Origin of the sequence: Klebsiella terrigena (assembly GCF_012029655.1) — a bacterium.
Classification (GTDB): Bacteria; Pseudomonadota; Gammaproteobacteria; order Enterobacterales; family Enterobacteriaceae; genus Klebsiella; species Klebsiella terrigena.
In genome coordinates this window covers 4,609,038-4,626,486 of sequence record NZ_CP050508.1, presented here as the reverse complement: position 1 = coordinate 4,626,486, position 17,449 = coordinate 4,609,038, and the positions used below count along the sequence as shown (strand labels likewise).

Genomic DNA, 17,449 nt, shown 5'->3' with positions numbered 1-17,449 from the left:
TACGTGATTGATAAAACCGCCTTTATTCATCCTTCAGCCATTGTAGAAGAAGGCGCCGTTATCGGTGCTAACGCTCACATTGGTCCGTTTTGTATTGTTGGTGCTAACGTCGTGATTGGCGAAGGTACCGTACTGAAGTCTCATGTTGTCGTTAACGGTCATACCACGATTGGCCGCGATAATGAGATCTATCAGTTCGCTTCCATCGGCGAAGTTAACCAGGATCTGAAATATGCTGGCGAACCGACTCGTGTGGAAATTGGCGATCGCAACCGCATCCGCGAAAGCGTCACCATTCATCGCGGTACAGTACAGGGCGGTGGATTAACGAAGGTGGGCAGCGATAACCTGCTGATGATCAACGCCCACGTGGCGCATGATTGTACGGTTGGCGATCGCTGCATTCTGGCCAATAACGCGACCCTTGCCGGGCACGTCTCGCTGGATGATTACGTTATCATCGGCGGCATGACCGCGGTGCATCAGTTCTGCATCATCGGTGCCCACGTGATGGTTGGCGGATGCTCCGGCGTTGCGCAGGACGTTCCGCCGTTCGTTATTGCCCAGGGCAACCACGCGACGCCGTTTGGCGTCAACATCGAAGGCCTGAAACGCCGCGGCTTCAGCCGTGAAGCGATCACCGCAATTCGTAACGCGTATAAGCTGCTGTACCGCAGCGGCAAAACGCTGGACGAAGCCAAGCCGGAAATCGCCGAACTGGCGGCTCAGCATGCTGAAGTTCAGCCATTTTACGACTTCTTTGCCCGCTCTACCCGCGGCCTGATTCGTTAATGGCAGCACAGCGTCCCCTGACTATTGCCCTGGTCGCCGGAGAAACCTCCGGCGATATTCTTGGTGCTGGTCTGATCCGCGCGCTCAAGGCACGCATTCCCGATGCGCGCTTTGTCGGCGTGGCGGGGCCGCTAATGCAGGCCGAGGGCTGCGAAGCCTGGTATGAAATGGAAGAGCTGGCGGTGATGGGCATTGTTGAAGTGCTCGGTCGCTTACGCCGCCTGCTGCACATCCGCGCCGATCTCACCCGTCGCTTCAGCGAGCTGCGTCCCGACGTTTTTGTTGGCATTGACGCGCCGGACTTCAATATCACCCTCGAAGGCAACCTGAAAAAGCAGGGCATCAGGACTATCCATTACGTCAGCCCGTCGGTTTGGGCATGGCGACAAAAACGCGTTTTCAAAATTGGCAGATCGACCGATCTGGTGCTGGCATTTCTGCCTTTCGAAAAAGCGTTTTACGACAAATTTAACGTTCCCTGCCGCTTCATCGGCCACACCATGGCGGATGCGATGCCGCTGGATCCGGATAAAGGCGCCGCGCGCGACCGCCTGGGCATCGCCCGGGACGCGCACTGCCTGGCGCTGCTGCCGGGGAGCCGCGGGGCAGAAGTTGAAATGCTCAGCGCGGACTTCCTCAAAACCGCGCAGATTTTGCGTGGCAGCTATCCCGATCTGCAGGTGCTGGTCCCGCTGGTGAACGCCAAAAGGCGCGAACAGTTTGAACGTATCAAAGCCGAAACGGCGCCGGATCTCCCGGTTCACCTGCTGGATGGTCAGGCGCGTGATGCGATGATCGCCAGCGATGCCGCGCTGCTCGCCTCCGGGACGGCGGCGCTGGAGTGCATGCTGGCCAAATGTCCGATGGTCGTTGGCTACCGCATGAAGCCGTTTACCTTCTGGCTGGCGAAGCGGCTGGTGAAAACCGATTACGTTTCGCTACCTAACCTGCTGGCCGGGCGCGAGCTGGTTAAAGAGCTGCTGCAGGATGAGTGTCAGCCGCAGCTGCTCGCCGATGCGCTGCGGCCGCTGCTGGCCGACGGTAAAACCAGCCATGAAATGCATGACACCTTCCGCGCGCTGCATCAACAAATTCGCTGCAATGCTGATGAGCAGGCGGCGGACGCGGTACTGGAGTTAGTAAAATGATTGAGTTTGTCTATCCGCATACCCATCTTGTTGCCGGCGTTGATGAAGTTGGACGCGGGCCGCTGGTGGGGGCGGTCGTCACCGCAGCGGTGATCCTCGATCCGGCAAAGCCGATTATTGGCCTGAATGACTCCAAAAAATTAAGCGAAAAGCGTCGCCTGGCGCTGTTCGATGAGATCAAAGAGAAGGCCCTGTCATGGAGCCTTGGCCGCGCGGAGCCGCACGAGATTGACGAGCTGAATATCCTGCACGCAACGATGCTGGCCATGCAGCGCGCCGTCGCCGGCTTACACATAGCGCCGGAGTTCGTGCTGATTGACGGTAACCGCTGTCCGCCGCTGCCGGCCCCGTCGCTGGCGGTTGTTAAAGGCGATAGCCGGGTGGCGGAAATCAGCGCGGCATCTATTCTGGCTAAAGTCACGCGCGATGCGGAGATGGTGACGCTGGATCTGGAGTTTCCTCAATACGGCTTTGCGCAGCATAAAGGCTATCCCACCGCTTTCCATCTGGAAAAGCTGATAGAGCATGGCGCAACAGAGCATCATCGGCGCAGTTTCGGCCCGGTAAAACGCGCGCTGGGCCTCGCGTCCTGAATCAATACGCAATCAAGTAACGCGGAATCTGAAGATGGCTGAACCACGTTTCGTACACCTCAGGGTGCACAGCGACTATTCCATGATCGATGGGCTGGCGAAAACCGGGCCGCTGGTGAAAAAGGCGGCCGCGTTAGGCATGCCGGCGCTGGCGATCACCGATTTTACCAACCTGTGCGGGCTGGTGAAGTTCTACGGAGCGGGACACGGAGCCGGGATTAAGCCGATCGTCGGCGCGGATTTTCACGTCCAGTGCGATCTGCTGGGCGATGAGCTGACCGAAATTACCGTTCTGGCGGCCGATAACGCCGGCTACCAAAACCTCACCCTGCTGATTTCCCGCGCCTATCAGCGCGGTTACGGCGCCCTCGGGCCGTGGATCGACAGAGACTGGCTGGTTGAGCATCAGGAAGGGCTGATTCTGCTCTCCGGCGCGCGCAAAGGCGACGTCGGCGTGTGCATGACGCGCGGCAACGCGGCGCTGGTTGAACAGTGCGTCGACTTCTACGAAGAGCACTTCCCCAATCGCTACTATCTGGAGCTGATCCGCACCGGTCGGGCGGACGAAGAGACCTATCTGCACGCCGCCGTCCAGCTGGCGGAGGAGCGCGGGCTGCCGGTGGTGGCGACGAACGACGTGCGCTTCCTCGAGACCGGCGACTTCGACGCGCATGAAATCCGCGTGGCGATCCATGACGGCTTCACCCTCGACGATCCGAAACGCCCGCGTAACTATTCGCCGCAGCAGTATATGCGCAGCGAAGATGAGATGTGCGAGCTGTTCTCCGATCTCCCCGAGGCGCTGGAAAATAGCGTAGAAATTGCCAAACGCTGTAACGTCACCGTGCGCCTTGGCGAATACTTCCTGCCGCAGTTCCCGACCGGCGAGATGACGACTGAAGATTTCCTGGTATTGAAATCGAAAGAGGGTCTGGAAGAGCGCCTGGAATTCTTGTTCCCCGACGAAGCCGAGCGTAAAGAGAAGCGTCCGGAATATGATGAACGTCTGGAGATCGAGCTGCAGGTTATCAACCAGATGGGCTTCCCTGGCTACTTCCTGATCGTGATGGAATTTATCCAGTGGTCGAAGGATAACGGCGTGCCCGTTGGTCCTGGACGAGGCTCCGGCGCCGGCTCGCTGGTGGCCTACGCGCTTAAAATTACCGATCTCGATCCGCTGGAGTTCGATCTGCTGTTCGAACGCTTCCTGAACCCGGAGCGCGTGTCGATGCCCGACTTTGACGTCGACTTCTGCATGGAGAAGCGCGATCAGGTTATCGAGCACGTTGCGGACATGTACGGCCGCGATGCGGTATCGCAGATTATTACCTTCGGTACGATGGCGGCAAAAGCGGTTATCCGCGACGTTGGCCGCGTGCTGGGCCATCCGTATGGCTTCGTCGATCGCATCTCAAAACTGGTGCCGCCGGATCCGGGGATGACCCTGGCGAAAGCCTTTGAAGCCGAACCGCAGCTGCCGGAAATCTACGAAGCTGACGAAGAGGTCAAGGCGCTGATCGATATGGCGCGCAAGCTGGAAGGCGTCACGCGTAACGCCGGTAAGCACGCGGGCGGGGTGGTTATCGCCCCGACCAAAATCACCGATTTTGCCCCGCTGTACTGCGATGAGGCCGGGCTGCATCCGGTCACCCAGTTTGATAAGAACGACGTGGAATATGCGGGGCTGGTCAAGTTTGACTTCCTCGGCCTGCGTACGCTGACGATCATCAACTGGGCGCTGGAGATGATCAACAAGCGGCGGGCCAAGAACGGCGAAGAGCCGCTGGATATCGCCGCCATTCCGCTGGAAGATAAGAAAAGTTTTGATATGCTGCAGCGCTCGGAAACCACCGCGGTTTTCCAGCTTGAATCGCGCGGCATGAAAGACCTGATCAAACGTCTGCAGCCGGACTGCTTCGAAGATATGATCGCCCTCGTGGCGCTGTTCCGTCCCGGTCCGCTGCAATCAGGGATGGTGGATAACTTTATCGACCGTAAGCACGGCCGGGAGGAGATCTCCTATCCGGACGTGCAGTGGCAGCATGAGTGTCTGAAGCCGGTGCTGGAGCCGACCTACGGCATTATCCTGTATCAGGAACAGGTCATGCAGATCGCGCAGGAGCTTTCCGGCTATACGCTCGGCGGCGCGGATATGCTGCGTCGTGCGATGGGTAAGAAAAAGCCGGAGGAGATGGCCAAGCAGCGCGGCACCTTCGAGGAAGGGGCAAAGAAAAACGGCGTTGATGGCGAGCTGGCGATAAAAATCTTCGACCTGGTGGAGAAATTCGCCGGTTACGGATTTAACAAATCGCACTCCGCGGCCTATGCGCTGGTCTCCTACCAGACGCTGTGGCTGAAGGCGCACTACCCGGCAGAGTTTATGGCCGCGGTCATGACGGCGGATATGGACAACACCGAGAAGGTAGTTGGGCTGGTGGATGAGTGCTGGCGGATGGGGCTGAAAATCCTGCCGCCTGACATTAACTCCGGCCTGTACCACTTCCACGTTAATGACGAGGGTGAAATCGTCTACGGCATTGGGGCAATTAAAGGCGTCGGCGAAGGTCCAATCGAAGCGATTATCGAAGCGCGTAACGAAGGCGGCTATTTCCGCGAGCTCTTCGACCTTTGCGCCCGTACCGATACCAAAAAGCTCAACCGCCGGGTGCTGGAAAAACTGATTATGTCCGGGGCGTTTGACCGCCTCGGGCCGCATCGCGCAGCGCTGATGAATTCGCTTGGCGACGCCCTGAAGGCCGCCGATCAGCACGCAAAAGCCGAGGCCATTGGCCAGGCCGACATGTTCGGCGTGCTGGCGGAAGAGCCGGAACAAATCGAGCAATCCTACGCTAACTGCCAGCCGTGGCCGGAGCAGGTGGTGCTCGATGGCGAAAGGGAGACCCTGGGGCTGTATCTGACCGGTCACCCGATCAACCAGTATTTGAAAGAGATCGAGCGCTACGTAGGCGGCGTCAGGCTCAAAGACATGCATCCGACCGATCGTGGTAAAGTTACCACGGCGGCGGGGCTCGTTATTGCTGCGCGGGTAATGGTCACCAAGCGCGGCAATCGTATCGGCATCTGTACTCTGGATGACCGTTCCGGGCGTCTGGAGGTGATGTTATTCACCGACGCTCTGGATAAATATCAGCAATTGCTGGAAAAAGACCGCATACTTATCGTCAGCGGACAGGTCAGCTTTGATGACTTCAGCGGGGGGCTTAAAATGACCGCCCGTGAAGTGATGGACATTGACGAAGCCCGGGAAAAATATGCTCGCGGGCTTGCTATCTCGCTGACGGACAGGCAAATTGATGACCAGCTTTTAAACCGACTCCGTCAGTCTCTGGAACCCCACCGTTCGGGAACTATTCCAGTGCACCTCTATTATCAGAGGGCGGATGCGCGCGCGCGGCTGCGCTTCGGCGCAACATGGCGCGTCTCTCCGAGCGATCGTTTACTCAACGATCTGCGTGGCCTTATCGGCTCGGAGCAGGTGGAACTGGAGTTTGACTAATACAGGAATACTATGAGTCTGAATTTCCTTGATTTTGAACAGCCGATTGCAGAGCTGGAAGCGAAAATCGATTCCCTGACTGCAGTAAGCCGTCAGGATGAGAAACTCGATATTAACATCGATGAAGAAGTGCATCGTCTGCGTGAAAAAAGCGTAGAGCTGACGCGTAAAATCTTCGCCGATCTCGGCGCATGGCAGGTTGCTCAGCTGGCACGCCATCCACGTCGCCCATACACCCTGGATTATGTCCGCCTGGCGTTCGACGAGTTTGACGAACTGGCCGGCGACCGTGCCTACGCTGATGATAAAGCTATCGTCGGCGGTATTGCGCGTCTGGACGGGCGTCCGGTGATGATTATCGGCCACCAGAAAGGGCGCGAGACGAAAGAAAAAATTCGTCGCAACTTTGGCATGCCGGCACCGGAAGGCTACCGTAAGGCGCTGCGTCTGATGGAGATGGCCGAGCGCTTTAAAATGCCGATCATCACCTTTATCGACACCCCAGGTGCCTACCCGGGCGTTGGCGCGGAAGAGCGCGGCCAGTCGGAAGCGATTGCCCGTAACCTGCGTGAAATGTCGCGCCTGAGCGTACCGGTCATCTGCACCGTTATCGGCGAAGGCGGCTCCGGCGGCGCGCTGGCGATTGGCGTCGGTGACAAAGTGAATATGCTGCAGTACAGCACCTATTCCGTTATTTCACCGGAAGGCTGCGCGTCCATTCTGTGGAAAAGCGCGGACAAAGCCCCGCTGGCTGCTGAAGCCATGGGGATCGTGGCCCCGCGTCTGAAAGAGCTGAAGCTTATCGACTCCATTATTCCGGAGCCGCTGGGCGGCGCGCATCGCAATCCGGAAGCCATCGCTGCAAGCCTGAAAGCGCAGCTGCTGGCCGATCTGGCGGACCTCGATATCCTGAGCGAAGAAGAGCTGTTAAACCGTCGCTATCAGCGTCTGATGAACTACGGCTACGCCTGATTCTTCCTTGCGTTATGCCGTAAAAAGGGCCGGATTTTCCGGCCCTTTTTTTATGTGCGATACCCAGGCGCGGTTGCTATGATGCCTGCCTTAGGTCAATTCCAGGAGGAATGCGTGAACATCATTGCCATCATGGGTCCCCACGGCGTCTATCATAAAGACGAACCGATTAAAGAACTGGAAGCCGCCCTGCAACAGCAAGGCTTTCAGACCATCTGGCCGCAAAATAGCGCCGACCTGCTGCAGTTTATCGAACATAATCCGCGGATCTGCGGCGTCATTTTTGACTGGGATGAGTATAACGTCGAGCTGTGCAGCGATATTAATCAGCTCAACGAATATCTGCCGCTGTACGCGTTTATCAACGCGCATTCGACGATGGATGTCAGCAGTCAGGATCTGCGTATGACGCTGTGGTTCTTCGAGTATGCTCTCGGCCTGGCGCAGGAGGTTGCCACCCGCATCGGCCAGTACACCCGCGAGTATCTCGACAACATCACGCCGCCGTTTACCAAAGCGTTGTTCAACTACGTCCAGGAGGGTAAATATACCTTCTGCACGCCGGGACATATGGGCGGCAGCGCCTACCAGAAAAGCCCGGTAGGCTGCCTGTTTTATGATTTCTTTGGCGGCAATACGCTCAAGGCCGACGTCTCCATTTCCGTGACGGAGCTGGGATCGCTGCTCGATCACTCCGGGCCGCATCTGGAGGCGGAAGAGTATATCGCTCGCGCCTTCGGTGCAGAGCAGAGCTATATGGTGACTAACGGCACCTCAACGTCGAACAAAATTGTCGGCATGTACTCTGCCCCGGCGGGGAGCACGCTGCTTATCGATCGCAACTGCCACAAGTCGCTGGCGCATCTGTTGATGATGAGCGACGTCGTCCCGCTGTGGCTCAAGCCGACGCGCAATGCTCTGGGGATCCTCGGCGGCATCCCGAAGCGGGAGTTTACCCGCGACAGCATTCAGCACAAGGTGAGCACGACGGGCGGGGCGCAGTGGCCGGTACATGCGGTGATCACCAACTCCACCTACGACGGCCTGCTGTATAACACTACCTGGATAAAAGAGACGCTCGACGTCCCCTCTATCCACTTTGACTCCGCGTGGGTGCCCTATACCCATTTCCACCCGATTTATCAGGGGAAGAGCGGCATGAGCGGCGATCGCGTGCCGGGCAAAGTTATCTTTGAAACCCAGTCGACGCACAAAATGCTGGCGGCGCTGTCGCAGGCTTCGCTGATCCATATTAAAGGCAGCTATGACGAAGAGACCTTCAATGAAGCCTTTATGATGCATACCTCTACCTCGCCGAGCTATCCGATCGTCGCCTCGATTGAAACCGCCGCGGCAATGCTGCGCGGGAACTCGGGCAAGCGCCTGATCCAGCGCTCGATAGAGCGGGCGCTGGATTTCCGCAAAGAGGTACAGCGCCTGCGCGAAGAGGCGGACGGCTGGTTCTTTGATATCTGGCAGCCGGAAGATATTGCCGAGACCCGGTGCTGGCCGGTTGCTGCCGGTGAGCAGTGGCACGGTTTTCAGGATGCCGATGACGACCATATGTTCCTCGATCCGGTTAAGGTGACGATCCTGACGCCGGGGATGGATGAGCAGGGCAATATGGATGACGAAGGCATCCCGGCCGCGCTGGTGGCGAAGTTCCTCGATGAGCGCGGCGTGGTGGTGGAAAAAACCGGGCCCTATAACCTGCTATTCCTTTTCAGCATCGGCATCGACAAAACCCGGGCGATGGGGCTGCTGCGCGGCCTGACGGAGTTTAAACGCGGCTACGATCTTAATCTGCGGGTGAAGAATATGCTGCCGGATCTCTACGCCGAAGACCCGGATTTCTACCGCAATATGCGCATTCAGGATCTGGCCCAGGGGATCCATCGTCTGATCCGTCAGCACCAGCTTTCGCAGCTGATGCTGAGCGCCTTCGACGTCCTGCCGGAAATGAAGATGACGCCGCACCAGGCCTGGCAGCGGCAAATCAAAGGCGAGGTGGAGACCATCGAGCTGGAAAATCTGGTCGGGCGTATATCCGCTAACATGATCCTGCCGTATCCGCCGGGCGTGCCGCTGCTGATGCCCGGGGAGATGATTACCGAGGAGAGCCGCGCGGTGCTCGATTTCCTGCTGATGCTGTGCTCCATTGGCCGCCATTATCCGGGCTTTGAAACCGACATTCACGGGGCGAAGCGCGACGAGGATGGCGTCTATCGGGTACGGGTCTTAAAAAATGATTAGGTGCTTGCGCCGCGGCGGGCGGTGCGGGTAACCTGGCTGATATCAATACGAGGATGTTTACCATGCTGGGTCTAAAACGAGTTCACCATATTGCGATTATTGCGAGCAGCTATGCGCAGAGCAAAGCCTTCTACTGCGATATTCTCGGGTTTACGCTGCAGAGCGAGTTCTACCGCGAAGAGCGCGACTCGTGGAAGGGGGATCTGGCGCTGAACGGGGAGTACGTCATTGAGCTCTTCTCCTTTCCTTCTCCTCCGGCCCGCCCGTCGCGCCCTGAGGCCTGCGGCCTGCGTCACCTGGCCTTCAGCGTGGATGATATTGACGCATCGGTGGCCCACCTCGAGGCCCACGGCGTGAAGTGTGAAGCGATACGTATCGATCCCTTCACCGATAAGCGCTTTACCTTCTTTAACGACCCTGACGGCCTGCCGCTGGAAATTTATCAGCAGTAGTCCTTGCCAGAGATGGCCCCGGCCGGTAACGTGCCGGGCTATCTCCCCTCAGCCAGCACTATCATGAAGATGACCCCAGATATTGCGCAAAACCTTCAGCCGCACCGCCAGTTTTTGGTGGCCTTCAGCGGCGGCCTCGATTCAACGGTTCTGCTCCACCAGCTGGTCTGCTGGCGCGCGCAGGATCCGACGTTAAGGCTGCGAGCTATCCATATTCATCATGGCCTGAGCGCGAATGCCGACGATTGGGTCGCGCACTGCCAGCAGCTGTGCCGGCAGTGGCAGGTCCCGCTGGTGGTCGAGCGCGTGGTGCTGGCGGATACCGGTCTGGGAGTCGAGGCGCACGCCCGGGAGGCGCGCTACCGGGCCTTCCGAACGGCGATCGAGCCGGGAGAGGTGCTGTTGACGGCCCAGCATCTCGACGATCAGTGTGAAACCTTCCTGCTGGCGCTCAAGCGCGGCAGCGGCCCGACCGGGCTGTCGGCGATGGCCGCCTCTTCCGCCTTTTCTGACACGCTGCTGCTGCGTCCGCTGCTCAATACCCGCCGGGAAGCGCTACACCAGTGGGCGCTGCGTCATCAGCTCAGCTGGATTGAGGATGAGAGCAACCAGGACGATACCTACGATCGCAACTTTCTGCGTTTGCAGATTATTCCTCGGCTTAGCGCCCGCTGGCCGCACTTCACCGAGGCGGTAGCCCGCAGCGCCGACCTCTGCGCTGAACAGGAGAGCCTGCTGGACGAGATGCTGGCAGAAGAGCTGGCGTCGCTGATGGCGGATGACGGAACCTTAGCGATTGAACCCCTGACCGCCGTGAGCGCCGCGCGTCGCGCCGCGCTGCTGCGCCGCTGGTTGGCGTGGCACAACGCGCCGATGCCATCCCGCGAGATGCCGGAACGGATCTGGCGTGAGGTTGCCCAGGCGCGGGAGGATGCGTTTCCCTGCCTGCGTCTCGGTGACTTTACCGTTCGCCGCTACCGGCAGCGGCTGTGGTGGGTGAAATATCTCCCCGGCCAGACGGAGGCGGTGCTCTCATGGCCCGATAGCCGTCAGCCTCTGCGGCTGCCGGAGGGGATGGGCGAGCTGTCGCTGCTTGCCGGAGGGCCGCTGCGCGCTCCGCTCGCCGGCGAAGCGGTGACGGTGCGCTTTCGCGCCGGCGGCAATCTGCATATCGTCGGTCGTCACGGCGGGCGCAAGCTGAAGAAAATCTGGCAGGAGCTGGGTATCGCGCCCTGGCGTCGCGATACCACGCCGCTGCTGTTTTACGGCGAAACGCTTATTGCTGCCGCGGATTTGCTGTTTATTACCCGTGAAGGGGAAGCGCAGGATAGCGAGGGCGTACGGCTGGTATGGAGGAAAACGGGCGGCTAAGCCACCCGTTTTTATTCAGGACTCACTCACCACCACGGTACCGATTTCCGGGTGGCTGAAGCTGGCGATAGTATCGAGGCGTAGCTCGCGACTGTTGTCGCCAAGTTCCACCACCAGATACTCGATATTTTTGCGCGAGATAAGATCGTTTGCCTTCGCCTGCAGCTGCTCACCATCTTTGAGCGCCAGCGTCAGCACCAGATGATGCTGGCAGGCAAGTTCGAGATTGTCATAATCATCGCAGTTGATGGGTTGATAAGTATCATTCATTGACATAATCGCTCACCAGTAAGTTTGCTGCCGCATAGGCGGCCTTTTCCCTGACTGACTCCGAAAGGGCCTCATCCGCCGCAATTTCATTCAATACTTTCAACACGCAACCCAGCGCATTCGGGATATACCCCAGGTCTCCGCTGGCTATTTCCGCATACCGCTTGCGTATTAACTCACAATATTGGTCCACATGCCCTCCTGTCAGTATTCTGACTCAACCGTGGGATGCAAGTTTAAGCCTACGAAGATAAACTCTGTTTAGCAAGGTGACTATACCATAGTCATTTAAGCAATATCAGCAGGATGAAAAGGGATCCCTCGATTGTCGACAGCCTTTTGTCGCCAGTTTCGCTACAATGTACGCCATTTTTTTCAGGAGTTTTTTCATGGCGCTGAAAGCGACGATTTATAAAGCGACGGTAAATGTAGCCGATATGGATCGCAACCGGTTTATTGATGCCAGCCTGACGCTGGCGCAGCATCCGTCTGAAACCCAGGAGCGCATGATGCTGCGCCTGCTGGCGTGGATTAAGTATGCCGACGAGCGGCTGCAGTTTACCCGCGGCCTCTCCTCGGATGACGAGGCCGAGCTGTGGCTGCTCAACGATCATCTGGGCGTCGAACTGTGGATTGAGCTCGGATTACCGGACGACAAGCGGATTAAAAAAGCCTGCTCGCGTTCGCAGGAAGTCGCATTGTTTGCCTACAATAGCCGGGCGGCCGAGGTTTGGTGGCAGCAGAATAAGAGTAAAATGGCGCAGTTCAGCAAGCTGACGGTCTGGTATCTGGACGATGCGCAGCTGGAGCAGCTCAGCGCCTTTGCCGATCGCACGATGATTTTGCAGGCCACTATTCAGGACGGCAGCATCTGGTTATCCGACGCTAAGAATAATCTGGAAATTCATTTAACGGCCTGGCAACCGGCGGCATGATTACCTTTAGCCGCAGCGTCTCTATTGCGGAGGATGAAGTCTCCCTGACGGGGATCCGTGCGCAGGGCGCGGGCGGTCAGCACGTGAATAAAGCGTCAACCGCGATCCACCTGCGCTTTGATATTAAGGCTTCGAGCCTGCCGGAGTACTACAAGGAGCGTTTGCTCACCGCCAGTCATCACTTAATTTCTGCCGACGGTGTGGTTATCATTAAGGCTCAGGAATACCGCAGCCAGGAGATGAATCGCGAAGCCGCGATTGCTCGCCTGATTGCGCTGATACAAGAATTAACCGTAGCGCAAAAAAGTCGCCGGGAAACGCGACCAACCCGAGCATCAAAAGAGCGTCGGCTTGCTTCTAAGTCGCAAAAATCATCGGTCAAAGCGCTGCGTGGGAAAGTTCGTCAGTAGGCGATGCGACGAACGGGTGGCATGGATTATAAGGAATTTACAGTGAAGAAAATCATATTCTCAGTGGCGGCAGCCTGTTCGCTCTTTGCGCTGTTTGGCTGCAATCATCGGGCAGAAGTTGAGACGCTGCAGCCGGCGGCGATGACGGAGCTGAAGCCGATGCAGCAGAGCTGGCGCGGGATACTGCCGTGCGCCGATTGCGAAGGCATCGAAACCTCGCTGTTTCTCGAAAAAGACGGCAGCTGGGTGATGAATGAGCGCTACCAGGGCGTGACCCGCGAGCCGTCATCGTTCGCGTCGTACGGGACCTGGGCCCGCACCGCGGATAAGCTGGTATTGACCGATAGCAAAGGGGAGAAATCCTACTATCGCGCGAAGGGCGACAAGCTGGAGATGCTCGATCGCGAAGGCAACCCGATTGAGTCAACGCTGAACTATACCCTCGAGTCGGTGAAAGCCAGCCTGCCGACCACGCCGATGGCGATGCGCGGCATGTATTTCTATATGGCGGATGCGGCGACCTTTACCGATTGCGCCACAGGCAAACGAACTGCGGTTGCCAATAATGCCCAGCTTGAGCGTGATTATGCCGCCGCGCGCGGAACGGATACGCGTCCGGTGCTGCTGGTGGTGGAAGGGCACTTTACCCTCGAGCCTAACCCTGACAGCGGTGAAATGGTGAAAACGCTGACGGCGGATAAGGACGTGAAGTTTATCCCCGGCAAAGAGTGTGGCCAGTAAAAAGTAGCACCGATAAAAAAGGCCTCGCAGATGCGAGGCCTTTTTGCATTCAGGCGCGGAATTAACCTTTAATGGCGTTAACCAGGTAGTTCACGATGTCGCCCGTTTTGATCAGCTGTTTTTCACCGACGCGACGATGCTTATATTCGATATCGTCGTTGTCGAGGTTGCGGTCGCCCAGCACGATGGTGTGCGGAATACCGATCAGCTCCATATCGGCAAACATCACGCCCGGACGCTCTTTGCGGTCGTCCATCAGGACTTCAATGCCCTGGGCGCGCAGTTCGCTATACAGCTTCTCGGCCAGCTCCTGCACGCGGTAGGATTTGTGCATGTTCATCGGCAGAATCGCCACCTGGAAAGGCGCGATAGCTTCCGGCCAGATGATGCCGCGATCGTCATAGTTCTGCTCGATAGCTGCGGCGACCACGCGGGTGACCCCGATGCCGTAGCAGCCCATCGTCAGCACCTGGTTGCGGCCATCTTCGCCCTGCACCGACGCGTTCAGCGCCTGGGAGTACTTGGTGCCCAGCTGGAAGATGTGGCCGACTTCGATGCCGCGTTTGATCAGCAGCGTACCCTGACCGTCCGGGCTCGGGTCGCCGGCGACAACGTTACGGATGTCGGCGACTTCCGGGGTGGCAACGTCGCGATCCCAGTTGATGCCGAAGTAGTGTTTGCCATCAACGTTAGCGCCAGCGGCAAAATCGCTCATTGCCGCCACGGTACGGTCGATAACGACCGGAACCGGCATGTTGACCGGACCGAGAGAGCCAGGGCCTGCTTTGACGATAGCGCGGATCTCTTCTTCGGTGGCGAAAGTCAGCGGGCTGGCAACCTGCGGCAGCTTCTCCGCTTTGACTTCGTTCAGCTCGTGGTCACCGCGAACCAGCAGGGCAACCAGCGGATAAGCGCTGCCTTCCACTGCTTTAACCAGCAGCGTTTTCACGGTCTTCTCAACCGGCAGATTAAACTGCTCAACCAGCTCGGCGATGGTTTTGGCGTTCGGCGTATCGACCAGCGTCATTTCCTGAGCGGCGGCGGCGCGCGGCTCTTTCGGCGCAATGGCTTCGGCAAATTCGATATTGGCGGCAAAGTCGGAGCTGTCGGAGAAGATAACGTCATCTTCGCCGCTCTGCGCCAGAACCTGGAACTCGTGCGATGCGCTTCCGCCGATAGAGCCGGTGTCAGCCTGTACCGCGCGGAAATCGAGACCCATGCGGGAGAAGATTTTGCTGTAGGCGGCATACATCGTGTCGTAGGTTTCCTGCAGCGATTCCTGAGTCGTATGGAAAGAGTAGGCGTCTTTCATCAGGAACTCGCGCGAACGCATCACGCCAAAGCGCGGGCGAACTTCATCGCGGAACTTGGTCTGGATCTGGAAGAAGTTCAGCGGCAGCTGCTTATAAGAGTTCAGCTCGTTGCGGATCAGGTCAGTGATCACCTCTTCATGCGTTGGGCCGAGGACGAACGGGCGATCGCCGCGATCGACGAAGCGCAGCAGTTCCGGACCGTATTGCTCCCAGCGACCGCTCTCCTGCCACAGGTCTGCCGGCTGAACGACCGGCATAGACACCTCGATAGCACCGGCGTTATTCATCTCTTCACGCACGATGTTTTCGACTTTTTTCAGAACGCGCAGGCCGGTTGGCAGCCAGATGTATAATCCGGAGGCCAGCTTGCGGATCATCCCGGCGCGCAGCATCAGCTGATGGCTGATGACTTCGGCGTCGGCAGGTGTCTCCTTTTGTGTGGAGAGCAGATATTGGCTAGTACGCATGTTGTTACGGTTCCATTTGGACGATCGGAACAGGCTGGAGGGCCAGCCTGAAACAAAAAAAGTGGTTTAGTTTACCAGTGTGGCAAAGATGCCAAAAGAGAGGAAAATAAAATTAGCGTGGTTCCAGAGAAAAGACTTCAAAACCGGACGCAATCACGCGCCAGCGCACGTTAAAATCGAGCAGCCAGACGGCGTAAGTTTTTCCTGCTTCTTCCTCTTTACGATAGGCCGGACGCGGGTCCTGCGCCAGAACTTCGCGAATGAACGCCTTAAGCTGCGGATAGCGCTTTTCCAGCAGGGCAAGCTGCGCGTCCATCTCCGGCGTAAAGCTGACCGTCATTTCAGCCAGCGGCGCCTGCTGGGCGTAGCTGGCGCTGGCATCCGGCAGCGCTTCGGCAAACGGAAGATAGGGTTTGATATCAACGACCGGCGTACCGTCGACCAGATCGAGGCTGCCGAGCTCAAGTATCACCCGATCTTTCTGGCAGCGAATACCCTTGAGCTCGACCAGCGACATGCCGATGGGGTTTGGCCGGAAGGTTGAGCGCGTGGCGAAAACGCCCATTCGCGCATTGCCGCCGAGGCGGGGAGGGCGCACGGTAGGCCGCCAGCCGCCGTCCATGGTCTGATGAAAAACAAACAATACCCACAGATGGCTGAAGTTTTCCAGGCCGCGCACGGCGTCGGCCTGGTTATAGGGGGGCAGAAGATGCAGCTCGCCGCCGCCGTTTTTAACCAGCCCGGGCTGGCGAGGTACGGCAAACTTTTCTTTATACGGCGAGCGAATAACACCTATCTGCGCAAACTCAAAAGAACTCATTGCGCCGAAACGTTAAGCGCAGAGCCAAGGCAAACGGCCTGGCGATAGCATCCTGGCGTACCGCTGGTGACTTCGCATCTGTGCAGCAGGACCGCGTTAGCTTTCATTTTCGCAGCATTAATTTGCAGACGCTTGCGGGCGGTAGGGATGTTCGGCGGTGAATCCTGATTTGAGGCCTGGCATGACTCACCGGTGACTTCACCCAGATCGCGGAAAGGCTTGCCGACCAGCGCTGACGCATCGGTATAGATTCTTACCGGTGCCGGGCGCACGGCCTTGGGTTTTGCCGGTTCCGATTTGGCAGGTGCCGTTGCCGTGCTTTGTACAGGTTCGACGGGAGATCTGCTTAGCATAGAGCAACCGCTTAACATGAGTGCTAACAAACAGATCGGTAAAGCACGCATAGTATTTCCTCAATGAATAATAAAACAGGGCGCTATTGAATCAGGTGCTTGCATAAATGACAAGACGGGCATAAAGCCCGTCCTGAATGATATTACGGTGAAAAAAGATTACCAGCCTTTCACTGCGCCGCCGTTAAAGATTTTATTCGCGGCTTCAAAAACTTCATCGCTCTGGTAAGCCTGAACAAATTTCTTAACATTTTCCGCGTCCTTGTTGTCTTCGCGAGCAACAATCAGGTTGACGTACGGAGAGTCTTTACCTTCGACAAAAATACCGTCTTTTGCCGGGGTCAGGCCAATCTGGCTTGCATAGGTGGTATTGATAACCGCCAGGGCAATCTGCGCATCGTCGAGGGAGCGCGGCAGCTGCGGTGCTTCCAGCTCAACAATCTTCAGATTTTTCGGGTTCTCAATGATATCCAGAGAGGTTGGCAGCAGGCCAACGCCTTCTTTCAGCTTGATCAGACCCGCCTGCTGCAGCAGCAGCAGAGAACGGCCGAGGTTAGTCGGATCGTTAGGAATGGCAATCTGGGAGCCCGGCTGCAGTTCGTCGAGGGTTTTAATTTTCTTGGAGTAGCCGGCAATCGGATAAACAAAGGAGTTGCCGACGGCGACCAGCTTATAGCCGCGGTCTTTAATCTGCTGGTCGAGGTAAGGCTTGTGTTGGAAGGCGTTAACGTCGATGTCGCCTTTGCTCAGCGCTTCGTTCGGCAGAACGTAGTCGTTGAACGTGACCAGCTCAACGTCGAGACCATATTTCTCTTTAGCGACTTTCTGCGCCACTTCAGCAACCTGCTGCTCAGCACCCACGATGACGCCGACTTTAATATGGTTCGGATCTTTTTCATCCTGGCCGCAGCCCACCAGAGCCAGAGAACCGATCAACGCACCTACTGCCGCAAAGGTTTTAAAATTAAAGGCCATGCTATTTCCTTCCTGTAAGAGTCTGTGTGTACACGCGTCGCCCAGACCGCGCGGAGGCGCCCTGAAC

At 57.6% G+C, this 17,449-nt stretch carries 17 protein-coding genes; 11 read left to right on the top strand and 6 right to left on the bottom strand.

All coding sequences use genetic code 11. The annotated features are described in order from the left end of the window. Positions 1 to 3: 3 nt before the first annotated feature. From lpxA to tilS, 8 genes are all read left to right on the top strand, one after another. Positions 4 to 792: an acyl-ACP--UDP-N-acetylglucosamine O-acyltransferase gene (gene lpxA / locus HCK03_RS21730; RefSeq protein ID WP_041144138.1), complete on the top strand. Its 789-nt coding sequence runs from the start codon at positions 4 to 6 to the stop codon at positions 790 to 792. Further along, entirely contained in the window at positions 792 to 1,940 is a 1,149-nt protein-coding gene (gene lpxB, locus HCK03_RS21725; RefSeq protein ID WP_123552775.1) for a lipid-A-disaccharide synthase, read from the top strand. The genes lpxA and lpxB overlap by 1 nt, the downstream gene beginning before the upstream one ends. After that, on the top strand, positions 1,937 to 2,533 hold the full coding sequence (rnhB, locus tag HCK03_RS21720; protein ID WP_041144140.1) for a ribonuclease HII: 597 nt from the start codon (positions 1,937 to 1,939) through the stop codon (positions 2,531 to 2,533). Before lpxB ends, rnhB begins: the two co-directional genes overlap by 4 nt. Positions 2,534 to 2,567: 34 nt before the next feature. After that, a complete protein-coding gene (dnaE, locus tag HCK03_RS21715; protein WP_041144141.1) occupies positions 2,568 to 6,050 on the top strand; it encodes a DNA polymerase III subunit alpha in 3,483 nt (1,160 codons plus the stop codon). 12 nt (positions 6,051 to 6,062) lie between these two features. Next, positions 6,063 to 7,022: an acetyl-CoA carboxylase carboxyl transferase subunit alpha gene (gene accA, locus HCK03_RS21710; RefSeq protein WP_041144142.1), complete on the top strand. Its 960-nt coding sequence runs from the start codon at positions 6,063 to 6,065 to the stop codon at positions 7,020 to 7,022. Between the two features lie 114 nt (positions 7,023 to 7,136). Beyond that, positions 7,137 to 9,275 (top strand): lysine decarboxylase LdcC, encoded by a 2,139-nt coding sequence (locus HCK03_RS21705; protein ID WP_167692176.1) that lies wholly within the window; start codon positions 7,137 to 7,139, stop codon positions 9,273 to 9,275. Positions 9,276 to 9,337: 62 nt separating this feature from the next. Beyond that, positions 9,338 to 9,727, top strand: coding sequence for a VOC family protein (locus HCK03_RS21700; protein WP_041144144.1), 390 nt, complete (start codon positions 9,338 to 9,340; stop codon positions 9,725 to 9,727). A gap of 69 nt (positions 9,728 to 9,796) precedes the next feature. Beyond that, positions 9,797 to 11,098 (top strand): tRNA lysidine(34) synthetase TilS, encoded by a 1,302-nt coding sequence (tilS, locus tag HCK03_RS21695; protein WP_407692390.1) that lies wholly within the window; start codon positions 9,797 to 9,799, stop codon positions 11,096 to 11,098. Between the two features lie 15 nt (positions 11,099 to 11,113). On the opposite strand, the gene rof is transcribed toward tilS, so the two are convergent. Together rof and HCK03_RS21685 are read right to left on the bottom strand one after the other, a co-directional pair. Beyond that, positions 11,114 to 11,374, bottom strand: coding sequence for a Rho-binding antiterminator (gene rof, locus HCK03_RS21690; RefSeq protein ID WP_041144145.1), 261 nt, complete (start codon positions 11,372 to 11,374; stop codon positions 11,114 to 11,116). After that, entirely contained in the window at positions 11,361 to 11,561 is a 201-nt protein-coding gene (locus tag HCK03_RS21685; protein ID WP_041144146.1) for a YaeP family protein, read from the bottom strand. Before HCK03_RS21685 ends, rof begins: the two co-directional genes overlap by 14 nt. A gap of 196 nt (positions 11,562 to 11,757) precedes the next feature. On the opposite strand from HCK03_RS21685, the gene HCK03_RS21680 reads away from it, so the two are divergent. Genes HCK03_RS21680 through nlpE form a run of 3 tightly spaced genes read left to right on the top strand, consistent with a single transcriptional unit; the run spans position 11,758 to position 13,454 of the window. After that, positions 11,758 to 12,303 (top strand): YaeQ family protein, encoded by a 546-nt coding sequence (locus tag HCK03_RS21680; RefSeq protein WP_041144147.1) that lies wholly within the window; start codon positions 11,758 to 11,760, stop codon positions 12,301 to 12,303. Beyond that, the gene (gene arfB, locus HCK03_RS21675; protein WP_041144148.1) at positions 12,300 to 12,713 is read left to right on the top strand and encodes an alternative ribosome rescue aminoacyl-tRNA hydrolase ArfB; all 414 of its coding nucleotides are present in this window, start codon (positions 12,300 to 12,302) and stop codon (positions 12,711 to 12,713) included. The genes HCK03_RS21680 and arfB overlap by 4 nt, the downstream gene beginning before the upstream one ends. A gap of 42 nt (positions 12,714 to 12,755) precedes the next feature. Continuing rightward, positions 12,756 to 13,454, top strand: coding sequence for an envelope stress response activation lipoprotein NlpE (gene nlpE, locus HCK03_RS21670; protein WP_123552781.1), 699 nt, complete (start codon positions 12,756 to 12,758; stop codon positions 13,452 to 13,454). 61 nt (positions 13,455 to 13,515) lie between these two features. On the opposite strand, the gene proS is transcribed toward nlpE, so the two are convergent. From proS to HCK03_RS21650, 4 genes are all read right to left on the bottom strand, one after another. Beyond that, positions 13,516 to 15,234 (bottom strand): proline--tRNA ligase, encoded by a 1,719-nt coding sequence (gene proS, locus HCK03_RS21665; protein ID WP_167692175.1) that lies wholly within the window; start codon positions 15,232 to 15,234, stop codon positions 13,516 to 13,518. Positions 15,235 to 15,346: 112 nt separating this feature from the next. Further along, positions 15,347 to 16,054: a tRNA (N6-threonylcarbamoyladenosine(37)-N6)-methyltransferase TrmO gene (gene tsaA / locus HCK03_RS21660; protein ID WP_041144151.1), complete on the bottom strand. Its 708-nt coding sequence runs from the start codon at positions 16,052 to 16,054 to the stop codon at positions 15,347 to 15,349. Then, positions 16,051 to 16,458 carry an Rcs stress response system protein RcsF gene (rcsF, locus tag HCK03_RS21655; RefSeq protein ID WP_041144152.1) on the bottom strand — a complete coding sequence of 136 codons (408 nt, stop codon included), beginning with the start codon at positions 16,456 to 16,458 and terminating at the stop codon, positions 16,051 to 16,053. The genes tsaA and rcsF overlap by 4 nt, the downstream gene beginning before the upstream one ends. Before the next feature lie 108 nt (positions 16,459 to 16,566). Continuing rightward, on the bottom strand, positions 16,567 to 17,382 hold the full coding sequence (locus tag HCK03_RS21650) for a MetQ/NlpA family lipoprotein (protein WP_041144153.1): 816 nt from the start codon (positions 17,380 to 17,382) through the stop codon (positions 16,567 to 16,569). Positions 17,383 to 17,449: the final 67 nt, after the last annotated feature.